Genomic DNA, 16,902 nt, shown 5'->3' on the forward strand with positions numbered 1-16,902 from the left:
GCGCGGCCCGTGCGGGGGGGGGGGGCGCGGGCGCGCGAGGGCTGCCCCCCGGCCCCCCCCCCCCCCGCCCGATCAAGAGACAGACTTCGGCGTACGCGTCCAGCACCGCTCCCGGGCTCTCCGCCTCCAGGACCGGCCGGAACCAGGGCCGCTGGGCCACCGGCACGGGTTCGTCGTCACCGGCGAGAGCCTCGTCGAGTCGTCGATGACCTGCTTGAGCAGGGCCGCCTTCGACCCGAACGACGCCGTCACGGTGGGCCGGGCGACCCCGGCCGCCATGGCCACCGCCGCCAGCGACGCCTTCGTATAGCCCTGCGCCACGAACAGTTCGCCGGCGGCACGCACGCTCACCTGGCGGGATCTTCTACACCCTGGACGGCACCGCCGAGTTCCGCTGCGAGGGTGCCGCCCTCACCGCCGGACCCGGCGACTTCGTGCTGCTGCCGGCCGGCCCGCCGCACACCTTCCTGGTCGGTGCCGACGCGCCGCTGCGCGCCACCGGGCCGGGCCTGCCCGCCGAGACCGGTCCGGTCGACCCGGTCGCGCTCGGGCACGCCGCGGCCCGCCATGGCATCGACGTGCTGGGCCCGCCGCCCACTCATTGAGGGTCGGCGCGGCTCAGTAGGCCGGTACCTGCGCGGCGCGGCGGCTGCGGCGAATGAGGCGTTCCGCGATCGCCAGGTTGATCAACCAGCCCAGGTTCTGACCAACCGGGATCAGCGACTCCACGGTCTCGCCGAACGCGGCCCGGTCCACCGACCCCGACGCCACCAGCACCAGCACCAGCAATATCACCGGGACCACGACCCGGGCCGTCACGGCCAGAAATGTCAGCGCGTAGTTGCGCATCATCCACTCCCGGTGCGCAACGAAGTCCCGGCGCCGCGCCGCCCGGTAGGCCCGAGCCGCGGTGACCAGCCACAACACCGCCGCGACGGAGAGGCCGACCTGGGTCAGCACCCGCCCGGACCACACCGCGACCGGGATGGCCGTCACCGCGGACGGCACCACCCCGGCGAGCAGGTAGACCCGGCCGATGGCCCGGTGCAGCCGCCGCCGGGCACGGACCGGGGCCAGGAACTGCAACGGCCCGAGCACCAGCGCCACCGCCGCGGTGAAGATGTGCCCGATCAGGACGCCGTAGTGCGGCCCGCCGCCCACGTCGAGGCGGCTGTCCGCGACGTCGAGGCTCAGATAGGGGCTGACCAGGACGAGGCTCAGGACGATCGCGACGGCGAGCATCAGCCAGACGGCACGCTTGGGCATGAGCCCCAGCGTGCGCGATCAGACCCGCACCGCCGTCGGCCGCCGGGCGGCCCTGTTACTACGCCGATTTGCGTACGTCGTGACCCGACCGGGTGAACACCGCACGCCAGCGGCCGGGAAACGTGGTCTCCGGTGTGGCCACGTGCTCCACCGACACCGCCCGCAGGCCGTCCACGGCGAAAGCGTCGATCTCGGCCCGGTGCAACGGCCACGGCGGGCCGTCGCCGGAGCGGGCGACAGCGGCGGCGGCCAGCACGAGCAGGGTGCCGCCGGGCGCCACGAAGGTGCCGACGGTCGCGATCGCCCGGGCCCGGATCCGCTCGGGCAGTGCCTGGACGTTGTTGCTCTCCAGGACCAGGTCGAAACCGTGCCGCCAGGCAGGCGGCGGGTCGAGCAGGTCGGCGACGACGTAGCCGACCGGCGAGCCCGGGTGCCGGCTACGGGCCAGTTCGATCGCGGTCGGCGAGATGTCGAACGCGGTGGTCGCGTACCCGGCGGCCGCGACGTGCTCGGCGTCGCGCCCGTTACCGCAACCGACGATCAGCGCGCGCCGCCCCTCGCCCGGCGGCAACGGGTAGGCGCGCAGGTGGGCGCTGGCCTCCGGCACGTCCCAGGGCACCTCGGCCCGGCCCGCGCCGGCCTCGGCGTAGAGCGTCTCGAACCACCCGGTCGGCGTGCCCTCGGCGGCGATCCGCCGGTAGTCGGTCATCGCGGGACCACCCGGCGCAGCTCGCGCAGGGCCTGCCGGCGTACGTCACCGGTGAGGGTGTCGATGTAGAGCCGCCCGTCCAGGTGATCGGTCTCATGCTGCAGGGCCCGGGCCAGGAACCCGGTGCCGTGGATGACCAGCGGCTCGCCGTGCTGGTCGAAACCGGTCGCGGTGACCTTCGCCGCCCGGGTGGTGGAGTAGCCGAGCCCGGGCAGTGACAGGCAACCCTCCTCGTCGGTCTCCTCACCCTCGAAGCCCGACAGCACCGGGTTGACCATGTGCCCGACCTGGCCGGCCACGTTGTAGGAGAAGACCCGCAGGCTGACCCCGATCTGCGGGCCGGCCACCCCGGCCCGGCCGGGTTCGCGGACGGTGTCCTCCAGGTCACGGACGATGTCGCGCAGCTGCGCGTTGAAGTCGGTGACCGGGTCGGCGGGCGTACGCAGGACCGGGTCACCGAAGAGCCGAATGGGCCGTACTGTCATGCCCAGCAGGCTAACCGGTGCTTACCCGAAAAGGGCGGCACGGTCCGGGCGCAGCATCTGCCTCAGCTTGATCAGCGAGCGGCGGGTCTGGCTCTTCACGACCGTGACCGGCACGCCGAGCTCGTCGGCGACCTGCTCGACGCTGTGGTCGGCGAAGTAGCGCAGCAGCACGATCTCCCGGTCCCGGGCCGGCAGCCGGCTCACCGCGTCGATCATGGCGAGCCGCAGCTCGGGGCTGACCGTGTAGACCGGTTCGCGCAGCGTGCCGGTGACCGTCTCACTGTTGCTGCGGCGGCGCCGGTGGTCCAGGTAGACACGCAGCAGGACCTTGTGGGCGTACGCGGACAGATTGTCGCTGTCGGCGGCCCGCCCCCAGCTGAGGTAGAGCCGGGTGAGGGTGGCCTGGGTGAGGTCCTGCGCGAGGTGCCAGTCGCGGCACAGCTGGTAAGCGCTGCTGCGCAGCCGGGCCGTCCAGGAGTGCGCGAAGCGCGCGAACTCCGTCGGGTCGCGCCGCCCTGCGGCTGGTCGTTCCAGGAGTTCGAGCACAGCTAGGTCACCTTCTCTGCCAGCCACGGTGAAGCTGCCACTGTGGACCCGTCGGGGTGCGCGGAGCCAAAGTACGCGCTCTCCCACCGCCCGCAGGGGCGGTCGGGCGAGACACTGGCACGCTTTCGGTAGAGAGGGCTCGGAACGCGCTATGCGGGGCCTGTGACCGGCCCGGCCAGCGCCGCACGAATCGGGCCGACCTTGGCGGCGGCCTCGTCCACCTCGGCGATCGGGTCGCTGTCGGCGGTGATGCCACCGCCGGCCCAGGTGTGCACGCGGACGCCGTCGACCGCCACGGTGCGGATGCTCAGCCCGAGGTCGAGGTGTCCGGGGCCGATCCAGCCGACCGCGCCCATGCTGACGCCCCGGCCGACCGGTTCGAGCGCGGCGATGTGCCGCAGGGCGGCGAGCTTGGGCGCGCCGGTCACGCTGCCGCCGGGGCAGACCGCGCGGAGCAGGTCGGCGAGACCGACCTCCGCTTCCAGCGTCGCGGAGACCACGGACTCGGCCTGCCAGAGACCACACCAGCGGCGTACGGCGAACAGCTCGTCCACCGAAACCGGGCCCGTCCCCGGAAGCCGGGCCAGGTCGTTGCGCTCCAAGTCGACGATCATGACGTGCTCGGCACGTTCCTTGGCGCTGGCCAGCAGCTCCCGGCGGCCCTCCTCGGTGGCCGGCCGGGTGCCCTTGATCGGCCGGGTGACGACCCGGCCGTCGCGCACCTCGACGAGCGTCTCCGGGGAGGCGGTGGCCAGCGCCCAGCCGTCGCCGGAGAGCACACCGCCGTAGCGGGCCCCGGGCAGCGCGGCGACCCGGCGCAGCGCCGGGCCGGGATCCCCGGTGTACGCGGCCGACCCGTGCCCGACCACGTTGACCTGATAGACGTCGCCGCGCCCGATGGCGGCCCGGACCCGCTGCACGGCGTCCGCGTGCGCGGTGCGGGTCCAGCTCTCCCGCCACCGGCCGAGGTGCCATCCCCCGTCCGGGGTACGCCGGAGAGTCTCCCGGGTGTGTCCGAAGACGACGGCGTAGACGTCCGGGACGACCGGCACCGGGGTGGCCGCTCCAACGGTCCCACCAGCCATCACGGATCCGGCATCCGCGGACACGTAGAGTGCTGCTCCGCAAATAGTGCTATCGCCGAACGTCTTATTTTTGTCATCCGTTCGGCCAAGGTTTCGCACCGGTAGTCCGTTGGCCGTTAGGAAGTCGGACAGAAGCTCAGCAGGGTCACCGGGATCACCCCGATACCAGCGGAAGCTACCTAACGCGTGGTGACGGGCTTGGCAGGCCGCCGGAGCGGCCGGCGGCGCACCGAGAGGAGGTCGCGGAGAGTGGTCGTTGATCTCCGTCCCGTGGACCATGGATGACGGCGCGAAACGCGGTGATCCCGTCACCGTGTTGAACCGCTCTCGTTCGATGTGAGGTAACGTTCGTCACCGTTCTTGTGAACCTTCACACAGCCCCCAAACGGAGAAACACAAGATGTGCCAGCACCCGATTCCATGCCCACCAGCCGAGGCCATCGACCGTGAGGCCGCTCGGATCATCGCCACTTTCCGGGAGCAGGGCTGGAGCCTTCTCTGCAACGGCGTCATCGTCTTCGAGGACACCGGCGAACTGCTGCCGGACGGGACGATGATCGAGCCGCACCGGGGCCCGGCCGTGCACTGTCTCGCGGCCTAACACGCTACGCAGCGTAACGAACAAACGACGGCGCAGGCCGCGATCAGCGAGGACCACGACCTGCGCGCCGCCCGTTGGTTTCCCACGGCTCTCCGCCGCGGAAACCCGGCTCAGCTCTCGAACGCCTCCGGCGACGGGCACGAGCAGACCAGATTCCGGTCGCCGTACGCCCCGTCGATCCGGCGCACCGGCGGCCAGTACTTCGCCGTCCGGTCCACGCCCTCCGGGAACCCGGCCACCGACCGCGGGTACGGGTGGTCCCACTCGTCCGCCGACACCGCCGAAGCGGTGTGCGGGGCGTTCGCGAGAGGGTTGTCGTCCTTCGGCCACACCCCCGCCGCCACCTGGTCGATCTCACCCTTGATGGCGATCATCGCGGCGACGAAGCGGTCCAGCTCGGCCAGATCCTCGCTCTCGGTCGGCTCCACCATCAGCGTGCCGGCCACCGGGAACGACATCGTCGGGGCGTGGAACCCGTAGTCGATCAGCCGCTTCGCCACGTCGTCCACCGAGACACCGGTGGCCTTGGTGATCGGGCGCAGATCGAGGATGCACTCGTGGGCGACCAGGCCGTTGTTGCCCGCGTACAGCACCGGGTAGTGCTCGCGCAGCCGAGCCGCCACGTAGTTGGCCGCCAGGACCGCCGTCGCGGTCGCCGCGGCCAGCCCGTCCGGGCCCATCATCCGCAGGTACGCCCACGAGATCGGCAGGATGCCCGCCGAACCGTGCGCGGCCGCTGAAACGGCGTGGTGGTCACCCGGCTCGAGCGGGTTGCCGGGCAGGAACTCGGCCAGGTGCTGCCGGACCGCGACCGGTCCCACCCCGGGACCACCGCCGCCATGCGGGATGCAGAACGTCTTGTGCAGGTTCAGGTGCGACACGTCCGCGCCGAACTTGCCGGGCTTGGCGAACCCGACCAGGGCGTTCAGGTTCGCGCCGTCGACGTACACCTGACCGCCGGCCTCGTGCACCTTGGCGCACAGATCGGCGATCGACGTCTCGTAGACGCCGTGCGTCGACGGGTAGGTCACCATGATCGCCGACAGGGCGTCCCGGTGCTTCTCGATCTTCGCGTCCAGGTCGGCCAGGTCGACGTTGCCGTCCGCGTCGCAGGCCACCACGACCACCCGCATGCCGGCCATCACCGCGCTGGCCGCGTTGGTGCCGTGCGCCGACGACGGGATCAGGCACACGTCCCGGTGGGCCTCGCCCCGGGACCGGTGGTAGCCGCGGATCGCGAGCAGGCCGGCCAGCTCACCCTGCGAGCCGGCGTTCGGCTGCACGCTCACCGCGTCGTAGCCGGTGATCTCGGCGAGCCAGGCCTCCAGCTGCGCCACCAGAGCCTCGTAGCCCTGCGTCCGGCTGGCCGGCGCGAACGGGTGGATGTTCGCGAACTCCGGCCAGCTGACCGGTTCCATCTCGGTGGTCGCGTTCAGCTTCATCGTGCACGAGCCGAGCGGAATCATGCCGCGGTCCAGCGCGTAGTCCCGGTCCGACAGCTTGCGCAGGTAGCGCAGCATGTTCGTCTCGGAGTGGTGGGTGTTGAACACCGGGTGGGTCAGGAAGTCCGACTCGCGCACCGGCCAGCCGCCGGACGCGCCCCGGGCCGCCGCCAGATCGGCGCCGAACGCCGCGACGACCGCCGCGATGTGCTCCGCGGTGGTGGTCTCGTCCACCGAGATCGACACCCGGTCGGCGTCGACCAGGCGCAGGTCGACACCACTCTCGGCGGCCGCCGCGACGATCCCGGCGGCCCGGCCGGGCACGATCGCGGTCACCGTGTCGAAGTACGGGTTCTGCTGCAGCTCGATCCCGGCCTCGTGCAGGCTCGCCCAGATCCGCGCGGCGTTCGCGGAGACTCCCTCGGCGATCGCCTTCAGCCCCTGCGGGCCGTGATAGACCGCGTACATGCTCGCCATCACGGCGAGCAGCACCTGCGCCGTACAGATGTTGCTGGTCGCCTTCTCCCGGCGGATGTGCTGCTCGCGCGTCTGCAACGCCAGCCGGTAGGCCGGGGCGCCGTCGGCGTCCTTCGAGACGCCGACCAGGCGGCCGGGCAACGAGCGCTCAAGGCCGGCACGCACCGCCAGATAGCCGGCGTGCGGGCCACCGAAACCGAGGGGTACGCCGAAACGCTGCGTCGTCCCGGCCGCGATGTCCACGCCGATCGCACCCGGTTCCCGCAGCAGCGTCAAGGCGAGCAGATCAGCGGCGACCGCGACCAGGGCGCCCTTGGCGTGCGCCGCCTCGACCAGCGGCTCGTGGTCGCGGACCGCGCCGGACGCACCCGGGTACTGCAGGTGCAGGCCGAAGAACTCCTCCGGCAGCTCGTCGTTCTCGACGTCGATGACCCGGACCTCGATGCCCAGCGGCTCCGCCCGGGTCCGCAGCACGGCCAGCGTCTGCGGGAAGGTGTCGGCGTCCACCACGTACACGTTGCTCTTGCTCTTGGAAGCTCGCCGCGCGAGCGTCATCGCCTCGGCGACCGCGGTGGCCTCGTCGAGCATCGACGCGTTCGCCGTGGCCAGCCCGGTCAGGTCGGTGACCATCGTCTGGAAGTTCAGCAGCGCCTCCAGACGGCCCTGGCTGATCTCCGGCTGATACGGCGTGTACGCCGTGTACCACGCCGGGTTCTCCAGCACGTTCCGCTTGATCACCGCCGGGGTGTGGGTGCCGTAGTAGCCCAGCCCGATCATCGGAGTGGCCACCCGGTTGCGGCTCGCGATCTCCCGCAGCTCGGCGATCGTCTCCGGCTCGGAGATCCCGGCCGGCAGATCCAGCTCACCGTGCCAGCGGATCACCTCGGGGATCGCGGCGTCCATCAGATCCTCGACCGAGCCGTAGCCGATCGCCTTGAGCATGTGGGTCTGCTCGTCCGGGTCCGGACCGATGTGACGGGGAACGAACGGCGACGTCATGGGAGACTCCAAGGCTCGAGAAGGTCGACACGCAACCCTCCCCCTCTGTCATACCCAGCAGGCACTTCAGAGTCGCCTGCCCACGCGGTCCTTTTGCCTGAGAGGTTCCGGGGAGGATTTGCCCCTTCGGCGCCACGTGTCCGTGGTCTCTCCCGCGCGGGTGTTGCCGGCCACACCAACCTACCAGCGCACATGGCCTCCGATCACAACCCTAGGGTGTGGTGTGTGACGTACACCCCTGACTCCGCCCGCTACGACTCGATGACCTACCGGCGCGCCGGCCGCAGCGGCCTCAAGCTCCCGGCCATCTCGCTCGGGCTCTGGCACAACTTCGGCGACACCCGGCCCCTGGACCGCCAGCGCGCCATCGTCCGCCGCGCACTCGACCTCGGCGTCACCCACTTCGACCTGGCCAACAACTACGGGCCGCCGCCCGGCAGCGCCGAGTCGAACTTCGGCCGGCTGCTCGCCGGCGACCTCCGCCCGTACCGCGATGAGCTGATCATCTCGACGAAGGCCGGCTACACCATGTGGGACGGCCCGTACGGCGACTGGGGCTCCCGCAAGTACCTGGTCTCCTCGCTCGACCAGTCGCTCAAGCGGCTCGGCCTGGACTACGTCGACGTCTTCTACCACCACCGGCCCGACCCGGAGACGCCGCTGGAGGAGACGATGACCGCGCTGGACGCGGTGGTCCGCGCCGGCAAGGCCCAGTACGTCGGGATCAGCAACTACAAGAGCGCGCAGGCCGCCGAGGCGGCACGCATCCTGCGCGAACTCGGCACGCCGCTGCTGATCCACCAGCCGTCCTACTCGATCCTCAACCGCTGGATCGAACACGACCGGCTGCTGGACACCCTGGAGGAGGCGGGCGCCGGCTGCATCGCGTTCAGCCCGCTGCAGCAGGGGCTGCTCACCGACCGCTACCTCACCGGCATCCCGGACGACTCGCGGATCCGCACCAGCGTCTTCCTCAACGAGAGCGCCCTGGACGCCAAGACCATGGGCCGGCTGCACTCGCTCAACGACATCGCCAAGCGGCGCGGCCAGTCCCTCGCCCAGCTGGCGCTGTCGTGGGCACTGCGTGACCCGCGGATGACCAGCCTGATCATCGGGGCCAGCAGCGTGGAACAGCTGGAGAACAACATCGCGGCACTGTCCGGGCCGGCGCTGACCACCGACGAGCTGGACGAAATCGACGGGACAGTGCTCGACCTGTAGCCGTACCGTCCGGCTCATGATTCTCGGTGTCGTGGTCGGCTCCCGTGCCTACGGACTGGACGGTCCGGGCTCCGACCACGACCGGCGCGGTGTCTTCGTGGCACCGACCCGGTCGTTCTGGAGCCTCGACAAGCCGCCTGCGCACGTCGAGGGACCCCTCGACGAGCAGTTCTCCTGGGAGATCGAACGGTTCTGCGTCCTCGCCACGCAGGCCAACCCGACCGTGCTCGAAGTGCTCTGGTCCCCGCTCGTGGAGACGGTCACCCCGGACGGCTCGCAACTGCTGGCCGTCCGGGACGCCTTCCTGTCGCGGCGGGTCGCCGAGACGTACGGCGGTTACGCCCGCGACCAGCTCGCCCGGGTCGTGTCCCGCCGGGAACGCACCGGGGAGACCAACCACAAGCAGGCCATGCACATGATCCGCCTGCTGCTCGCCGGGGCGCACGTGCTGCGTACCGGGCAGGTCCTGGTCGACGTCAGCCACCTGCGCGACCGGCTGCTCGCCGTCCGGCGCGGCGACGTGCCCTGGCCGGAGGTCACCGCCTGGGCCGACCGCCTCCAAGCCGACCTCGCCGACGCCGCCGCCGGCACCCACCTGCCGCAACACCCGGACCGGGACCGCGTCAACGCCCTGCTGCACGACGTACGGGAACGCAATATGGCATAGCCTCGGCGGCATGCGGGACCGAAACGCCGCCGCGCGCAACCTCCGGCTCGACGCCGCCTACTGCGCGATCTGCGCCGCACTTCTCGCGCTGCTCGCCGCACCGGCTGCCACACGGCTCGCCCTGCCACCCGCGGTCGTCCTCACAGCCGCGGCAGCGGTCGGCGTCTGGGCGTTGACGCTGCACCTGGCGGCCGGTCGCCGCCGGCTGCGCCCCTGGTTGATCGGCGTGCTCACCGCCAACGTTCTCGCCGCCGGGGCGATCGGCGCGGCCGCCGCGATCCGCCCCTGGGACGCTCTGGTCACCCTCCTGCTGGCCGCCGTCGCCGTCGAGGTCGCCGGATTCGCGGTCAGCCAGGCCGCGCTCCTGCGCCGCGGCCGCCTGGCGTGAGTCACGCGGTGATGGTGACCGCCACAGGCAGCCCCTGCTGCACCTCCAGGACCGCCCGCTCGCCGAGCGGCCGATCCAGGGCCACCGTCGCGGTGCGCGGCGCCCCGATCGCGCGACACATCTCCTCGGCGGCGTGCGGGCGGGTGAGGACGATGACCACCACGGCGTTCGCCGACTCCAGGGCCCGACCGGTGTAGTCCGCGCCGCACGGCTCGGAAGCCGGGCCCACCGCCCCGGTGAAGGAGACCGTCAGCTCCCTGCTACCGGCCTTCGTGGTCGCCGACTCGATCGCCAGGCCGACCGGCGCGTGGTAGGGATCCCAGGACGGCGGAGTGATCTTCACCGAAACGGACGCGCCGACCGCCGGGCGGGTGAACCGCACCGCCGAACCCCGCAGCGTGTACTCCCAGGCCGGCACCTTCGCCGCACCGCGGGTGGTCCGCACCGGCGCGGTGGTCAGCCGGGCGCCGGTCACCTCCAGGGCTTCGCAGTCCGGGCAGACCTCGGTGTGTTCCATAGCCAGCTCGTCGAGCGCCTGACTCGCCGAGATCAGCGGAAAGGACTGCTCCGCGCCGCTGTCCCAGAGGACCATTCCGGCGCTCCGCGGCGCGGCCGGCAGGTCGGCCACGGCCACCACCCGGCCGGCGTGCAGCGAACGCTTGTGGTCCCCGTTCGCCGGCTCCCACTCCCCCAGCTGTCCGGTCAACTCGCCCACCGGGACAAACCGGGCCCGCTCACCGGCGCCGGCAACCGCCTCCTCATAGCGGGCCAGTGCGGCGCGGCCCTGCGACATCTGCTGCTCCAAAACGGCCGGCGGCGGCGTCGCATCGGCCGACTCGAGCTCGTCAAGGCGGTACTCGTCGGCGCCGCACCCACCGAGCAGCGCGGCCACCAGCGCGATGCCGACCAATCGCTGCGCAGCAACCATGCCTCACTATGGCGCATCCGTCTGGCGGCCCGCTGCCCCCGGGCTGCTGGTCAGCCCTCCGTGACCCGCTCCGCCCGGCCACCGGGCAGAGCCCGCCTGCGGCCGCCACGTGCGCCCCCGGCCTTGGCGCCGCGTGGGCACGCTCTCCGGCGTCGCTACGGGCGTGAGCGACGGCCGGCCGGATCGGGCCGTAGCTGGCGCACGCTATCGCGGTGCTGTTGCGGGCGTGCACGACGACCGACCGGGCCGGGCAACTCCCGGCACAGCCCCACGGGGTGCGCTCCGCTCGGCGGCAGGACAGTCCATCCGACTCTGGACAGCCCGCGCGATTCGCCACCCCCTGGTCGGCCCGGCGCGGGCGCTGGGGCCCGGTGTCGTGGCTGGTCGCTTGGAGTGGCGGGGACTCTTCCGTCGGGCGTACTCCTGTCGGCGAAGCCGTCGTTTTTCGTTTTGGTGCGGCTTGCCGCACTGCCTCTAAAGCATCCTAGGATTCTAGGAGTTTGCCTTGCGGGCGGGATGTCGGTTTAGGCTGGTCACATGTCCGCGAGCGCAGCATCTGTGATCCACCTGGCCCGGCCGCATCGGCCGGTGGTCGTGGCGGGCACGCTGGGTGAGTTGCGCGGGCCGACCGGTGGCATCGTCGAGCTGCCGCTGCGGCTCTGGTGGCACCCGCAGCGGGCCTTCGACCTGGGGCAGCACACGATGCTGCTGTGGATGTACGAGAACGTGCTCCGCGAGGCGATCCGCGTCGACGAGCTGCGCGACCACCTCGACGGCGGCACGCTGGTCCGGGTCTGGCCGGAGCTGAACCTGCCGCGCGCCGTGCGGGCGGCCTGGGAGGCCCGGCATCCGCAGCTGCGCAAGCGCGTCGCGGCCTGATTCGCGCGATGCCGCAGGTACCGGGTCTTCCCGCACGGTCGACCGCAGCGGACTACTGCCCGAGCGGCGCGCTGCCGTGAGCCCCGCGCCGGCATATCCCGCACCGCCGGAGGCACGCGACAGGCGGCTGCCGTGAGCGTCGACGACTTCTACCGCGACGTCGCACGCATCGCCCTCGCCGTCGCGGACAAGCACGGCTTCGTCCTCGGCGGTGGCGTCGCCTGGCTGGTCAACGGCCTGGTGGCCCGGCCAACCGAGGACATTGACCTGTTCACCGACACCGCCGGCGGGGTGGTCGCGGCGGCCGGGGAGGTGACCGCGGCGCTGACCGCCGCCGGGTACCGGGTGGTGCGTGAGGACGCCGATGAGCTGTTCGCCGGGATGGCCGCGGACATCCAGGAGTTCCTGGTCGCCGGCGAGAGCCGGGCGCTGCGGCTCACGCTGTGCCGGCTGGACCGCAACCGCGCGCCGGTGGTGATGGACGTCGGGCCGGTCATGCACCTCGACGACCTGGTCGCCACTAAAGTGGCCGCGCTGGTCAACCGGCGGGAGGTCCGCGACTACATCGACGTGGCCGCCGCCCTGGACCGGTATCCGCTGGACCGGGTCCTGGAGCTGGCGCACGCCGCCGATCCGGCGCTGGATCCGGAGGACGTGGCCGACGCGGGCCGCTATCTGGACCGCCTCGACGACGTGCGGTTCGCGCTCTACGGCCTGGACGCCGCGGCGATCAGCGAACTCCGTGCGCGGCTGGCGGGCTGGCCACGGCAGTAGTGGTACAGGCATGCACCAGCCAGGACGGGTGCATCTCTTACGGTCGGTGGCATGACGCCACGACCCACCGCTGACCCCACCATCGGCGAACGCGTCCGGGACCGGCGGCTGCTGCGCGGCTGGAGCATCCGGTACGCCGCCAGCCGTGCCGGCGTCTCGCACGCCACCTGGAGCCGGATCGAACGGGGGCTTCAGGCGGCTGACAACCGGTTCATGCTGGCGGATCTCGCCGCGGCATTGGACTGCGCGCCGTCCGATCTGGCCGGGATGCCGGTGCCGGCCGCCGATCGGGCCGCGGTCGCCGCGCACGCCGGTGTGCGCGCCGTGCGGCAGGCCCTGGTCGACATCGACCCGGCCGAACCCTCCGACCGGGCGGCACCGCCGGTCGCCGAGCTCGGCCGCACGCTGGCGCTGGTGGACGAGCTGCGGAAGGCTTGCGACTACGCCGGCGCCGCCCAGCTCCTCCCCCGGTTGCTGCGGGATCTGCACGCGGCCGGCACCGAAGCGTTGCGGATGCTGTGCGAGGCAGCGTTCATCGCTTCCTCGGTGCTCCGCAACCTCGGATACCCGGCGGAGGCCTGGCTGGGCGCGGAACGCTGCCGGCACGCGGCTGACGCCGCGGACGATCCGATCCTTCAGGGGTACGCAGAATACGCGCGGGCCTGCGCGGCGACCGTCTGTGGCTCGTACGAGCGGGCGCTCACCCTCGCCGAGCGGGCGGTCGACGAGCTGGGCCGGCACACCGGACGGCCCGGCGGCACCGAGCTGCTCGGCACCCTGCAACTGATCTGCGCGCAGGCGGCCCGGGGCAGCAGACGTCTCGACGACAGCCGCGCCTGGACGGCGGAGGCGGCCGAGCTGGCCCGCGGCACCGGCGAGACCACCACGATGGGCCTCTACTTCGGGCCCACCAACGTCGGCATCTGGCGCATCGGCATCGAGGTGGACGGCGGCGACCCGGGCCGGGCGGCGGAGATCGCCCGGGACACCGACGCGGCGGTCATCCCGCTCGGGTTCCGGCAGGTCTTCTTCTACGCCGACACGGCCCGGGCGCTGGCCCGGCTGCGCGGCCGGGACCGGGAGGCGATCCGCTTCCTGCTGGCCGCGGAGCGGGTCGCGCCGCAGCACGTACACACCTCGGCGATGGTTCAGGAGACCACCCGGTCGCTGCTGGAACGCTCCCGCCGGGCGGCCGGTGGGAGCGAACTGCGCGGGTTGTGCGCCCGGATGCGGGTGGCCTGACCGGTTACGGCTCGACCAGCAGGATGCGATCCTGCCGGACGATCAGGACCCGGCCGTCCGGGCCGGGGGCCAGCAGCTCCCGGTGGGCCGGTCCCGGGTAGACGTCCAGCGGGGTCCGCCGGCACTCGCGTTGCCGGGTGCACCGCCACAGCACCTGCCGCCAGTACTCGCCCTCCCCGCCGGCCGAGGCCGAGCCGAACGAGACGGAGACGCCGCGCTGCTGGGAGCTGACGACCGCCTCGGCCACGTAGACGGCGTCCCCGGCCAGGGCCACCGCGCCCGACTCGGCGGCGACGTGGTTCTCCAGCGGCTCCCAGTGCTCGATCTGGAGGCGGCCGGGCTTGAGGGCGGCGATCCCCGCACCGAGCACCTCCGGGGTGGCCCAGATCGCGTCCGGCGGCGCGCCCGCCAGTTCGGCGGTACGCGGCCGGGCGCACGTGACCGGCTCGCAGCTCACCTGGTGCACGCCGTGCCCGCTCCACAAGGACGCGACCGGCCGCCCGTCGCCGCCCACCGACAGCCGGGCGCGCCAGCCGTCCCGGTAGCCGTCCTCGTGGCGTGACATCGAGCCGGCCTCGTGGCGTTCCGGCTTGCCGCAGGCGTCGTCGGCGCAGCGGATCAGGAGCAACCGGAACCGGTCGGCCGACGCCGGGACGGCCAGGAAGATCCAGAACGAGCCGTCCGGTCCGGCGGACGCCGCGAACTCGATCCGGCCCAGGGTGAGGTCGATCTTCTCGCGGGCGTTCACCCGGACCGGCACCCAGCCTTCCCGGCATCCGGCGGCACGGGTGCAGCGGGCGAAGTGGACGAACGGGCCGCCGGTGTCCGTCCCGCCGGTGATCGCCGCCTTGACGACGCTGCCGTCCGGGCCGATGCCGGCCTTGGCGTAGCCGTCGACCGCCGGCGGCCCGCCGGTGTGGCCGGTGAACCGGTCGCACCGGTCGGTGTCGCAGAACCGGACCCCGCCGGTGGTCACGATGATCGGGTGCTGTCCGGCCGGCCAGGCGGCCGCGATCGCCCCGGCCGCCGCGCCCTCGGTGGTGCTGATCACCGGGGCGTCGTACGGGTTGGCGACGGCGACACCGCTGGTCAGCAGAACCGGTAGCACGACCGCCGCGGCCGCCACCCAGAGCACCCGCGACGGCTTGCCGACGGGGGCGGGATCCGCCTGGGCCGCGATGACGCCCGCGTGCAGGGCCGCCGTGAAGATCAGCAGCACGGCGTCGACCACCCCGGCCAGCAGGGCCGGAGTCCCCGGCGTCAGCGCCTGCTCGGCGACGTAGCTCAGCAGCAGGGCGGCCGCGTACCCGCCCAGCAGCACCGAGCCGACCGCCTTCCAGTGCGGATTCCGGGTCACTACGCCGGCCAGCATCCGGGCCGACCCGAGGGCGAGCACTGCCAGGCAGCCGACGAAACCGACCACGTTGCGCAGGCCCCAGACCAGCGCGAACGCCACCACAGCCGCCAGCGCGAGGCCGGCGACCAGCCTGGGCAGCTGTCGCACCGCGCCCCGGACCGGGCGGTCGTGTCCGGTCAGGGCGAGGGCTCCGGCGGCCACCGCCGTCAGCAAGCACAGCGCGGTCAGCGTCAGCTTCACCCCGGCATGCCAGGTGTTGCCGTCGTCGAAGCCGATCGCCCCGTCGACCAGGACCATGTGGTCGCGGCCGGCCACCAGGTCGAGCAGCAGGGATCCGCAGAGCAGGACCGAGACGACCGGCAACTGCACCGCCAGCAGGCGCCGGCGGTGCGTCCACGCCAGCTGATAACCGAGCATCGAGCCAGGATAGGGCTGTGATGATCTTGTCGCGACCCCGGTTGTTGACCTGAAGCGGACTTGAGGTCATAGCGTCGCCACCATGACGATGACCGACACCGAGCTGGCCGGGCAGCCGGCCGCCTACTGGACCGGGGTGGCGTACGAGGCCCTGATCGCTTTCACCCGCGCCCGGCAGGCCGAGCACGGCTACACCCAGCCGCAGTTCTGGCTGCTGCGCAACCTCTCCGTGAACGACCTCTCCCCCGACGGCCGCGGCCGCACCGTCGACGAGCTGCGCCACGCGATGTCCGGCTATCTGCGGGCCGAGGACGACCTCGCCGCCGAGGCCGAGGTGCTGCTCGAGCGGGGCTGGCTACGCGTCGACGAGGATGACGGCCGGCTGTGGATCACCGAGGCCGGTGAGGCGGCCCTGGCGGAGCTGAAGAAGTACACACCGGAGATCCGCCGCCGGATTCACGAGGGTGTCGACGACGCCGACTACGTGACCACGTTGAAGGTGCTCCACCGCATGATCGAGAACACTACGCGGTAGGCAGCAGCAGCGTCTTGCCCGCTAGCCGGCCGGCCTCGGCCTCGCGGTGCACGGCGGCCAGGTCGGTGAGCGGCCGCCGGGCGGCCACGTCGATGTGGACGGCACCGGCGTCGACCAGCCCGAGCAGCGCGGCGAGGTCGGCGGTGTCGTTGCGGACGATGAAGTGGACCGCACGGAACGGGCCGGCCGGCAGTTGATCGGCCGGGGTGGTGGCGGATACCAGCACACCGCCCGGCTTGATCAGTGCCGTGTGCGCGGGCGGGGCGGGGACGAGGTGGATCAGCGCGTCGACCGGCTCGGCGGGGGCGGCGACCTCGTGCGCGCCCGCGGCCCGGGCCGCGGCTACACGGCGTGGGGTGGCGGCGGCGATGACGTACGCCCCGGCGTGCCGGGCGAGCTGGATGGCGTACCGGCCGATCGCACCGGCCCCGTTGACCAGCACCCGCTGCCCGGCCGTCACGGCCGCGTGCTCGAAGACGGCCTGCCAGGCGGTGAGCCCGGCGATCGGCAGAGCGGCCGCGTCCTCGAGGGCGACCCCGGCCGGGACCGGGACCAGCACATCCGCGGGCGCGACCGCGTAGTCGGCGGCCGCGCCACCGTCGAGGCGGCCGATCACCCGGGTGCCGGACACGGTTCCGGCCACGTCGAGGCCCATGGTGTACGGCAGATCCACCGGCACGATCGACCGGAGCAGGCCCCGGCGCAAACCGGCCTCGGACGGGTTGAAGGTGGTGGCGGCGACCTTCAGCAGAACCTCGCCCGGACCCGGTGACGGCCGGTCGATCCGGTCGAGGCGGATCACGTTCGGTTCGCCGTACCCATGCATGCGCATCGCTCTCATGAAACTCACCGTAAGCGGCCTGCTCAGGACGATGAATGCTTTC

Annotated in this window: 19 protein-coding genes, 1 pseudogene and 1 riboswitch; of the genes and pseudogenes, 10 read left to right on the plus strand and 10 right to left on the minus strand. The window is 72.4% G+C overall.

Translation table 11 applies throughout. The features are described 5' to 3' along the window. Window positions 1-72 precede the first annotated feature (72 nt). Window positions 73-351 (minus strand): TetR family transcriptional regulator, encoded by a 279-nt coding sequence (locus I4J89_RS50045; RefSeq protein WP_309238547.1) that lies wholly within the window; start codon window positions 349-351, stop codon window positions 73-75. A 20-nt stretch (window positions 352-371) separates the two neighbouring features. Between I4J89_RS50045 and I4J89_RS50050 the strand changes: the two are divergent. Both I4J89_RS50050 and I4J89_RS31450 read left to right on the plus strand, forming a co-directional pair. Next, window positions 372-434: pseudogene (locus I4J89_RS50050) on the plus strand (cupin domain-containing protein); the annotation flags it as partial. Further along, window positions 435-605 carry a hypothetical protein gene (locus I4J89_RS31450; protein ID WP_230859887.1) on the plus strand — a complete coding sequence of 57 codons (171 nt, stop codon included), beginning with the start codon at window positions 435-437 and terminating at the stop codon, window positions 603-605. A 13-nt stretch (window positions 606-618) separates the two neighbouring features. Here the strand turns inward: I4J89_RS31450 and I4J89_RS31455 are convergent, their stop codons facing one another. The 5 genes from I4J89_RS31455 to I4J89_RS31475 form a co-directional block, all read right to left on the minus strand. Continuing rightward, entirely contained in the window at window positions 619-1,266 is a 648-nt protein-coding gene (locus I4J89_RS31455; RefSeq protein ID WP_196417735.1) for a DUF2306 domain-containing protein, read from the minus strand. A gap of 58 nt (window positions 1,267-1,324) precedes the next feature. Then, on the minus strand, window positions 1,325-1,975 hold the full coding sequence (locus tag I4J89_RS31460; protein WP_196417736.1) for a class I SAM-dependent methyltransferase: 651 nt from the start codon (window positions 1,973-1,975) through the stop codon (window positions 1,325-1,327). Next, the gene (locus tag I4J89_RS31465; protein WP_196417737.1) at window positions 1,972-2,460 is read right to left on the minus strand and encodes a peptide deformylase; all 489 of its coding nucleotides are present in this window, start codon (window positions 2,458-2,460) and stop codon (window positions 1,972-1,974) included. Before I4J89_RS31465 ends, I4J89_RS31460 begins: the two co-directional genes overlap by 4 nt. Before the next feature lie 21 nt (window positions 2,461-2,481). Further along, on the minus strand, window positions 2,482-3,006 hold the full coding sequence (locus I4J89_RS31470; RefSeq protein ID WP_309238548.1) for an RNA polymerase sigma factor: 525 nt from the start codon (window positions 3,004-3,006) through the stop codon (window positions 2,482-2,484). 149 nt (window positions 3,007-3,155) lie between these two features. Further along, on the minus strand, window positions 3,156-4,370 hold the full coding sequence (locus I4J89_RS31475) for a chorismate-binding protein (RefSeq protein ID WP_196417793.1): 1,215 nt from the start codon (window positions 4,368-4,370) through the stop codon (window positions 3,156-3,158). Between the two features lie 121 nt (window positions 4,371-4,491). Here I4J89_RS31475 and I4J89_RS31480 point away from each other — a divergent pair, with 121 nt between their 5' ends. Then, the gene (locus I4J89_RS31480; protein WP_196417738.1) at window positions 4,492-4,692 is read left to right on the plus strand and encodes a DUF5999 family protein; all 201 of its coding nucleotides are present in this window, start codon (window positions 4,492-4,494) and stop codon (window positions 4,690-4,692) included. A 110-nt stretch (window positions 4,693-4,802) separates the two neighbouring features. Here I4J89_RS31480 and gcvP read toward each other — a convergent pair whose 3' ends face one another. Further along, a complete protein-coding gene (gene gcvP, locus I4J89_RS31485; protein ID WP_196417739.1) occupies window positions 4,803-7,610 on the minus strand; it encodes an aminomethyl-transferring glycine dehydrogenase in 2,808 nt (935 codons plus the stop codon). 75 nt (window positions 7,611-7,685) lie between these two features. After that, a riboswitch (glycine riboswitch) is annotated at window positions 7,686-7,775 on the minus strand. Window positions 7,776-7,802: 27 nt separating this feature from the next. On the opposite strand from gcvP, the gene mgrA reads away from it, so the two are divergent. The 3 genes from mgrA to I4J89_RS31500 are packed head-to-tail and all read left to right on the plus strand — an operon-like array spanning window position 7,803 to window position 9,886. Then, the gene (gene mgrA / locus I4J89_RS31490; RefSeq protein WP_196417740.1) at window positions 7,803-8,831 is read left to right on the plus strand and encodes an L-glyceraldehyde 3-phosphate reductase; all 1,029 of its coding nucleotides are present in this window, start codon (window positions 7,803-7,805) and stop codon (window positions 8,829-8,831) included. 16 nt (window positions 8,832-8,847) lie between these two features. Continuing rightward, window positions 8,848-9,498, plus strand: a complete 651-nt coding sequence (locus tag I4J89_RS31495) for a nucleotidyltransferase domain-containing protein (RefSeq protein ID WP_196417741.1) — start codon at window positions 8,848-8,850, stop codon at window positions 9,496-9,498. Between the two features lie 10 nt (window positions 9,499-9,508). Then, window positions 9,509-9,886 carry a hypothetical protein gene (locus I4J89_RS31500; RefSeq protein ID WP_196417742.1) on the plus strand — a complete coding sequence of 126 codons (378 nt, stop codon included), beginning with the start codon at window positions 9,509-9,511 and terminating at the stop codon, window positions 9,884-9,886. Between the two features lies 1 nt (window position 9,887). On the opposite strand, the gene I4J89_RS31505 is transcribed toward I4J89_RS31500, so the two are convergent. Then, entirely contained in the window at window positions 9,888-10,814 is a 927-nt protein-coding gene (locus I4J89_RS31505; RefSeq protein ID WP_196417743.1) for a hypothetical protein, read from the minus strand. 537 nt (window positions 10,815-11,351) lie between these two features. Here I4J89_RS31505 and I4J89_RS31510 point away from each other — a divergent pair. The 3 genes from I4J89_RS31510 to I4J89_RS31520 all read left to right on the plus strand — a co-directional run bounded on the left by I4J89_RS31510 (window position 11,352) and on the right by I4J89_RS31520 (window position 13,709). Then, entirely contained in the window at window positions 11,352-11,693 is a 342-nt protein-coding gene (locus tag I4J89_RS31510) for a hypothetical protein (protein ID WP_196417744.1), read from the plus strand. A gap of 132 nt (window positions 11,694-11,825) precedes the next feature. After that, on the plus strand, window positions 11,826-12,467 hold the full coding sequence (locus I4J89_RS31515) for a nucleotidyl transferase AbiEii/AbiGii toxin family protein (RefSeq protein WP_196417745.1): 642 nt from the start codon (window positions 11,826-11,828) through the stop codon (window positions 12,465-12,467). 51 nt (window positions 12,468-12,518) lie between these two features. Then, a complete protein-coding gene (locus I4J89_RS31520; protein ID WP_196417746.1) occupies window positions 12,519-13,709 on the plus strand; it encodes a helix-turn-helix domain-containing protein in 1,191 nt (396 codons plus the stop codon). A gap of 4 nt (window positions 13,710-13,713) precedes the next feature. Here the strand turns inward: I4J89_RS31520 and I4J89_RS31525 are convergent, their stop codons facing one another. Then, window positions 13,714-15,483 (minus strand): hypothetical protein, encoded by a 1,770-nt coding sequence (locus I4J89_RS31525; RefSeq protein ID WP_196417747.1) that lies wholly within the window; start codon window positions 15,481-15,483, stop codon window positions 13,714-13,716. Between the two features lie 82 nt (window positions 15,484-15,565). Here I4J89_RS31525 and I4J89_RS31530 point away from each other — a divergent pair, with 82 nt between their 5' ends. After that, complete coding sequence (locus I4J89_RS31530; RefSeq protein WP_196417748.1) at window positions 15,566-16,018, plus strand: winged helix DNA-binding protein; 453 nt, start codon at window positions 15,566-15,568, stop codon at window positions 16,016-16,018. Here I4J89_RS31530 and I4J89_RS31535 read toward each other — a convergent pair. Next, window positions 16,008-16,859, minus strand: coding sequence for an NADP-dependent oxidoreductase (locus I4J89_RS31535; protein WP_196417749.1), 852 nt, complete (start codon window positions 16,857-16,859; stop codon window positions 16,008-16,010). The genes I4J89_RS31530 and I4J89_RS31535 overlap by 11 nt on opposite strands. Window positions 16,860-16,902 lie beyond the last annotated feature (43 nt).

Origin of the sequence: Actinoplanes aureus, assembly GCF_015704865.1 — a bacterium.
Classification (GTDB): domain Bacteria; phylum Actinomycetota; class Actinomycetes; order Mycobacteriales; family Micromonosporaceae; genus Actinoplanes; species Actinoplanes aureus.

Bases quoted from the DNA above. Each gene is read 5' to 3' on its own strand.
- I4J89_RS31505 (WP_196417743.1), bottom strand. From the start codon at position 10,814: ATGGTTGCTGCGCAGCGATTGGTCGGCATCGCGCTGGTGGCCGCGCTG.
- I4J89_RS31495 (WP_196417741.1), top strand. From the start codon at position 8,848: ATGATTCTCGGTGTCGTGGTCGGCTCCCGTGCCTACGGACTGGACGGT.
- I4J89_RS31530 (WP_196417748.1), top strand. From the start codon at position 15,566: ATGACGATGACCGACACCGAGCTGGCCGGGCAGCCGGCCGCCTACTGG.
- I4J89_RS31525 (WP_196417747.1), bottom strand. From the start codon at position 15,483: ATGCTCGGTTATCAGCTGGCGTGGACGCACCGCCGGCGCCTGCTGGCG.
- I4J89_RS31510 (WP_196417744.1), top strand. From the start codon at position 11,352: ATGTCCGCGAGCGCAGCATCTGTGATCCACCTGGCCCGGCCGCATCGG.
- I4J89_RS31475 (WP_196417793.1), bottom strand. From the start codon at position 4,370: ATGGTCCACGGGACGGAGATCAACGACCACTCTCCGCGACCTCCTCTC.
- I4J89_RS31500 (WP_196417742.1), top strand. From the start codon at position 9,509: ATGCGGGACCGAAACGCCGCCGCGCGCAACCTCCGGCTCGACGCCGCC.
- mgrA (WP_196417740.1), top strand. From the start codon at position 7,803: ATGGCCTCCGATCACAACCCTAGGGTGTGGTGTGTGACGTACACCCCT.
- I4J89_RS31520 (WP_196417746.1), top strand. From the start codon at position 12,519: ATGACGCCACGACCCACCGCTGACCCCACCATCGGCGAACGCGTCCGG.
- I4J89_RS31535 (WP_196417749.1), bottom strand. From the start codon at position 16,859: ATGAGAGCGATGCGCATGCATGGGTACGGCGAACCGAACGTGATCCGC.
- I4J89_RS31455 (WP_196417735.1), bottom strand. From the start codon at position 1,266: ATGCCCAAGCGTGCCGTCTGGCTGATGCTCGCCGTCGCGATCGTCCTG.
- I4J89_RS31480 (WP_196417738.1), top strand. From the start codon at position 4,492: ATGTGCCAGCACCCGATTCCATGCCCACCAGCCGAGGCCATCGACCGT.
- gcvP (WP_196417739.1), bottom strand. From the start codon at position 7,610: ATGACGTCGCCGTTCGTTCCCCGTCACATCGGTCCGGACCCGGACGAG.
- I4J89_RS31460 (WP_196417736.1), bottom strand. From the start codon at position 1,975: ATGACCGACTACCGGCGGATCGCCGCCGAGGGCACGCCGACCGGGTGG.
- I4J89_RS31465 (WP_196417737.1), bottom strand. From the start codon at position 2,460: ATGACAGTACGGCCCATTCGGCTCTTCGGTGACCCGGTCCTGCGTACG.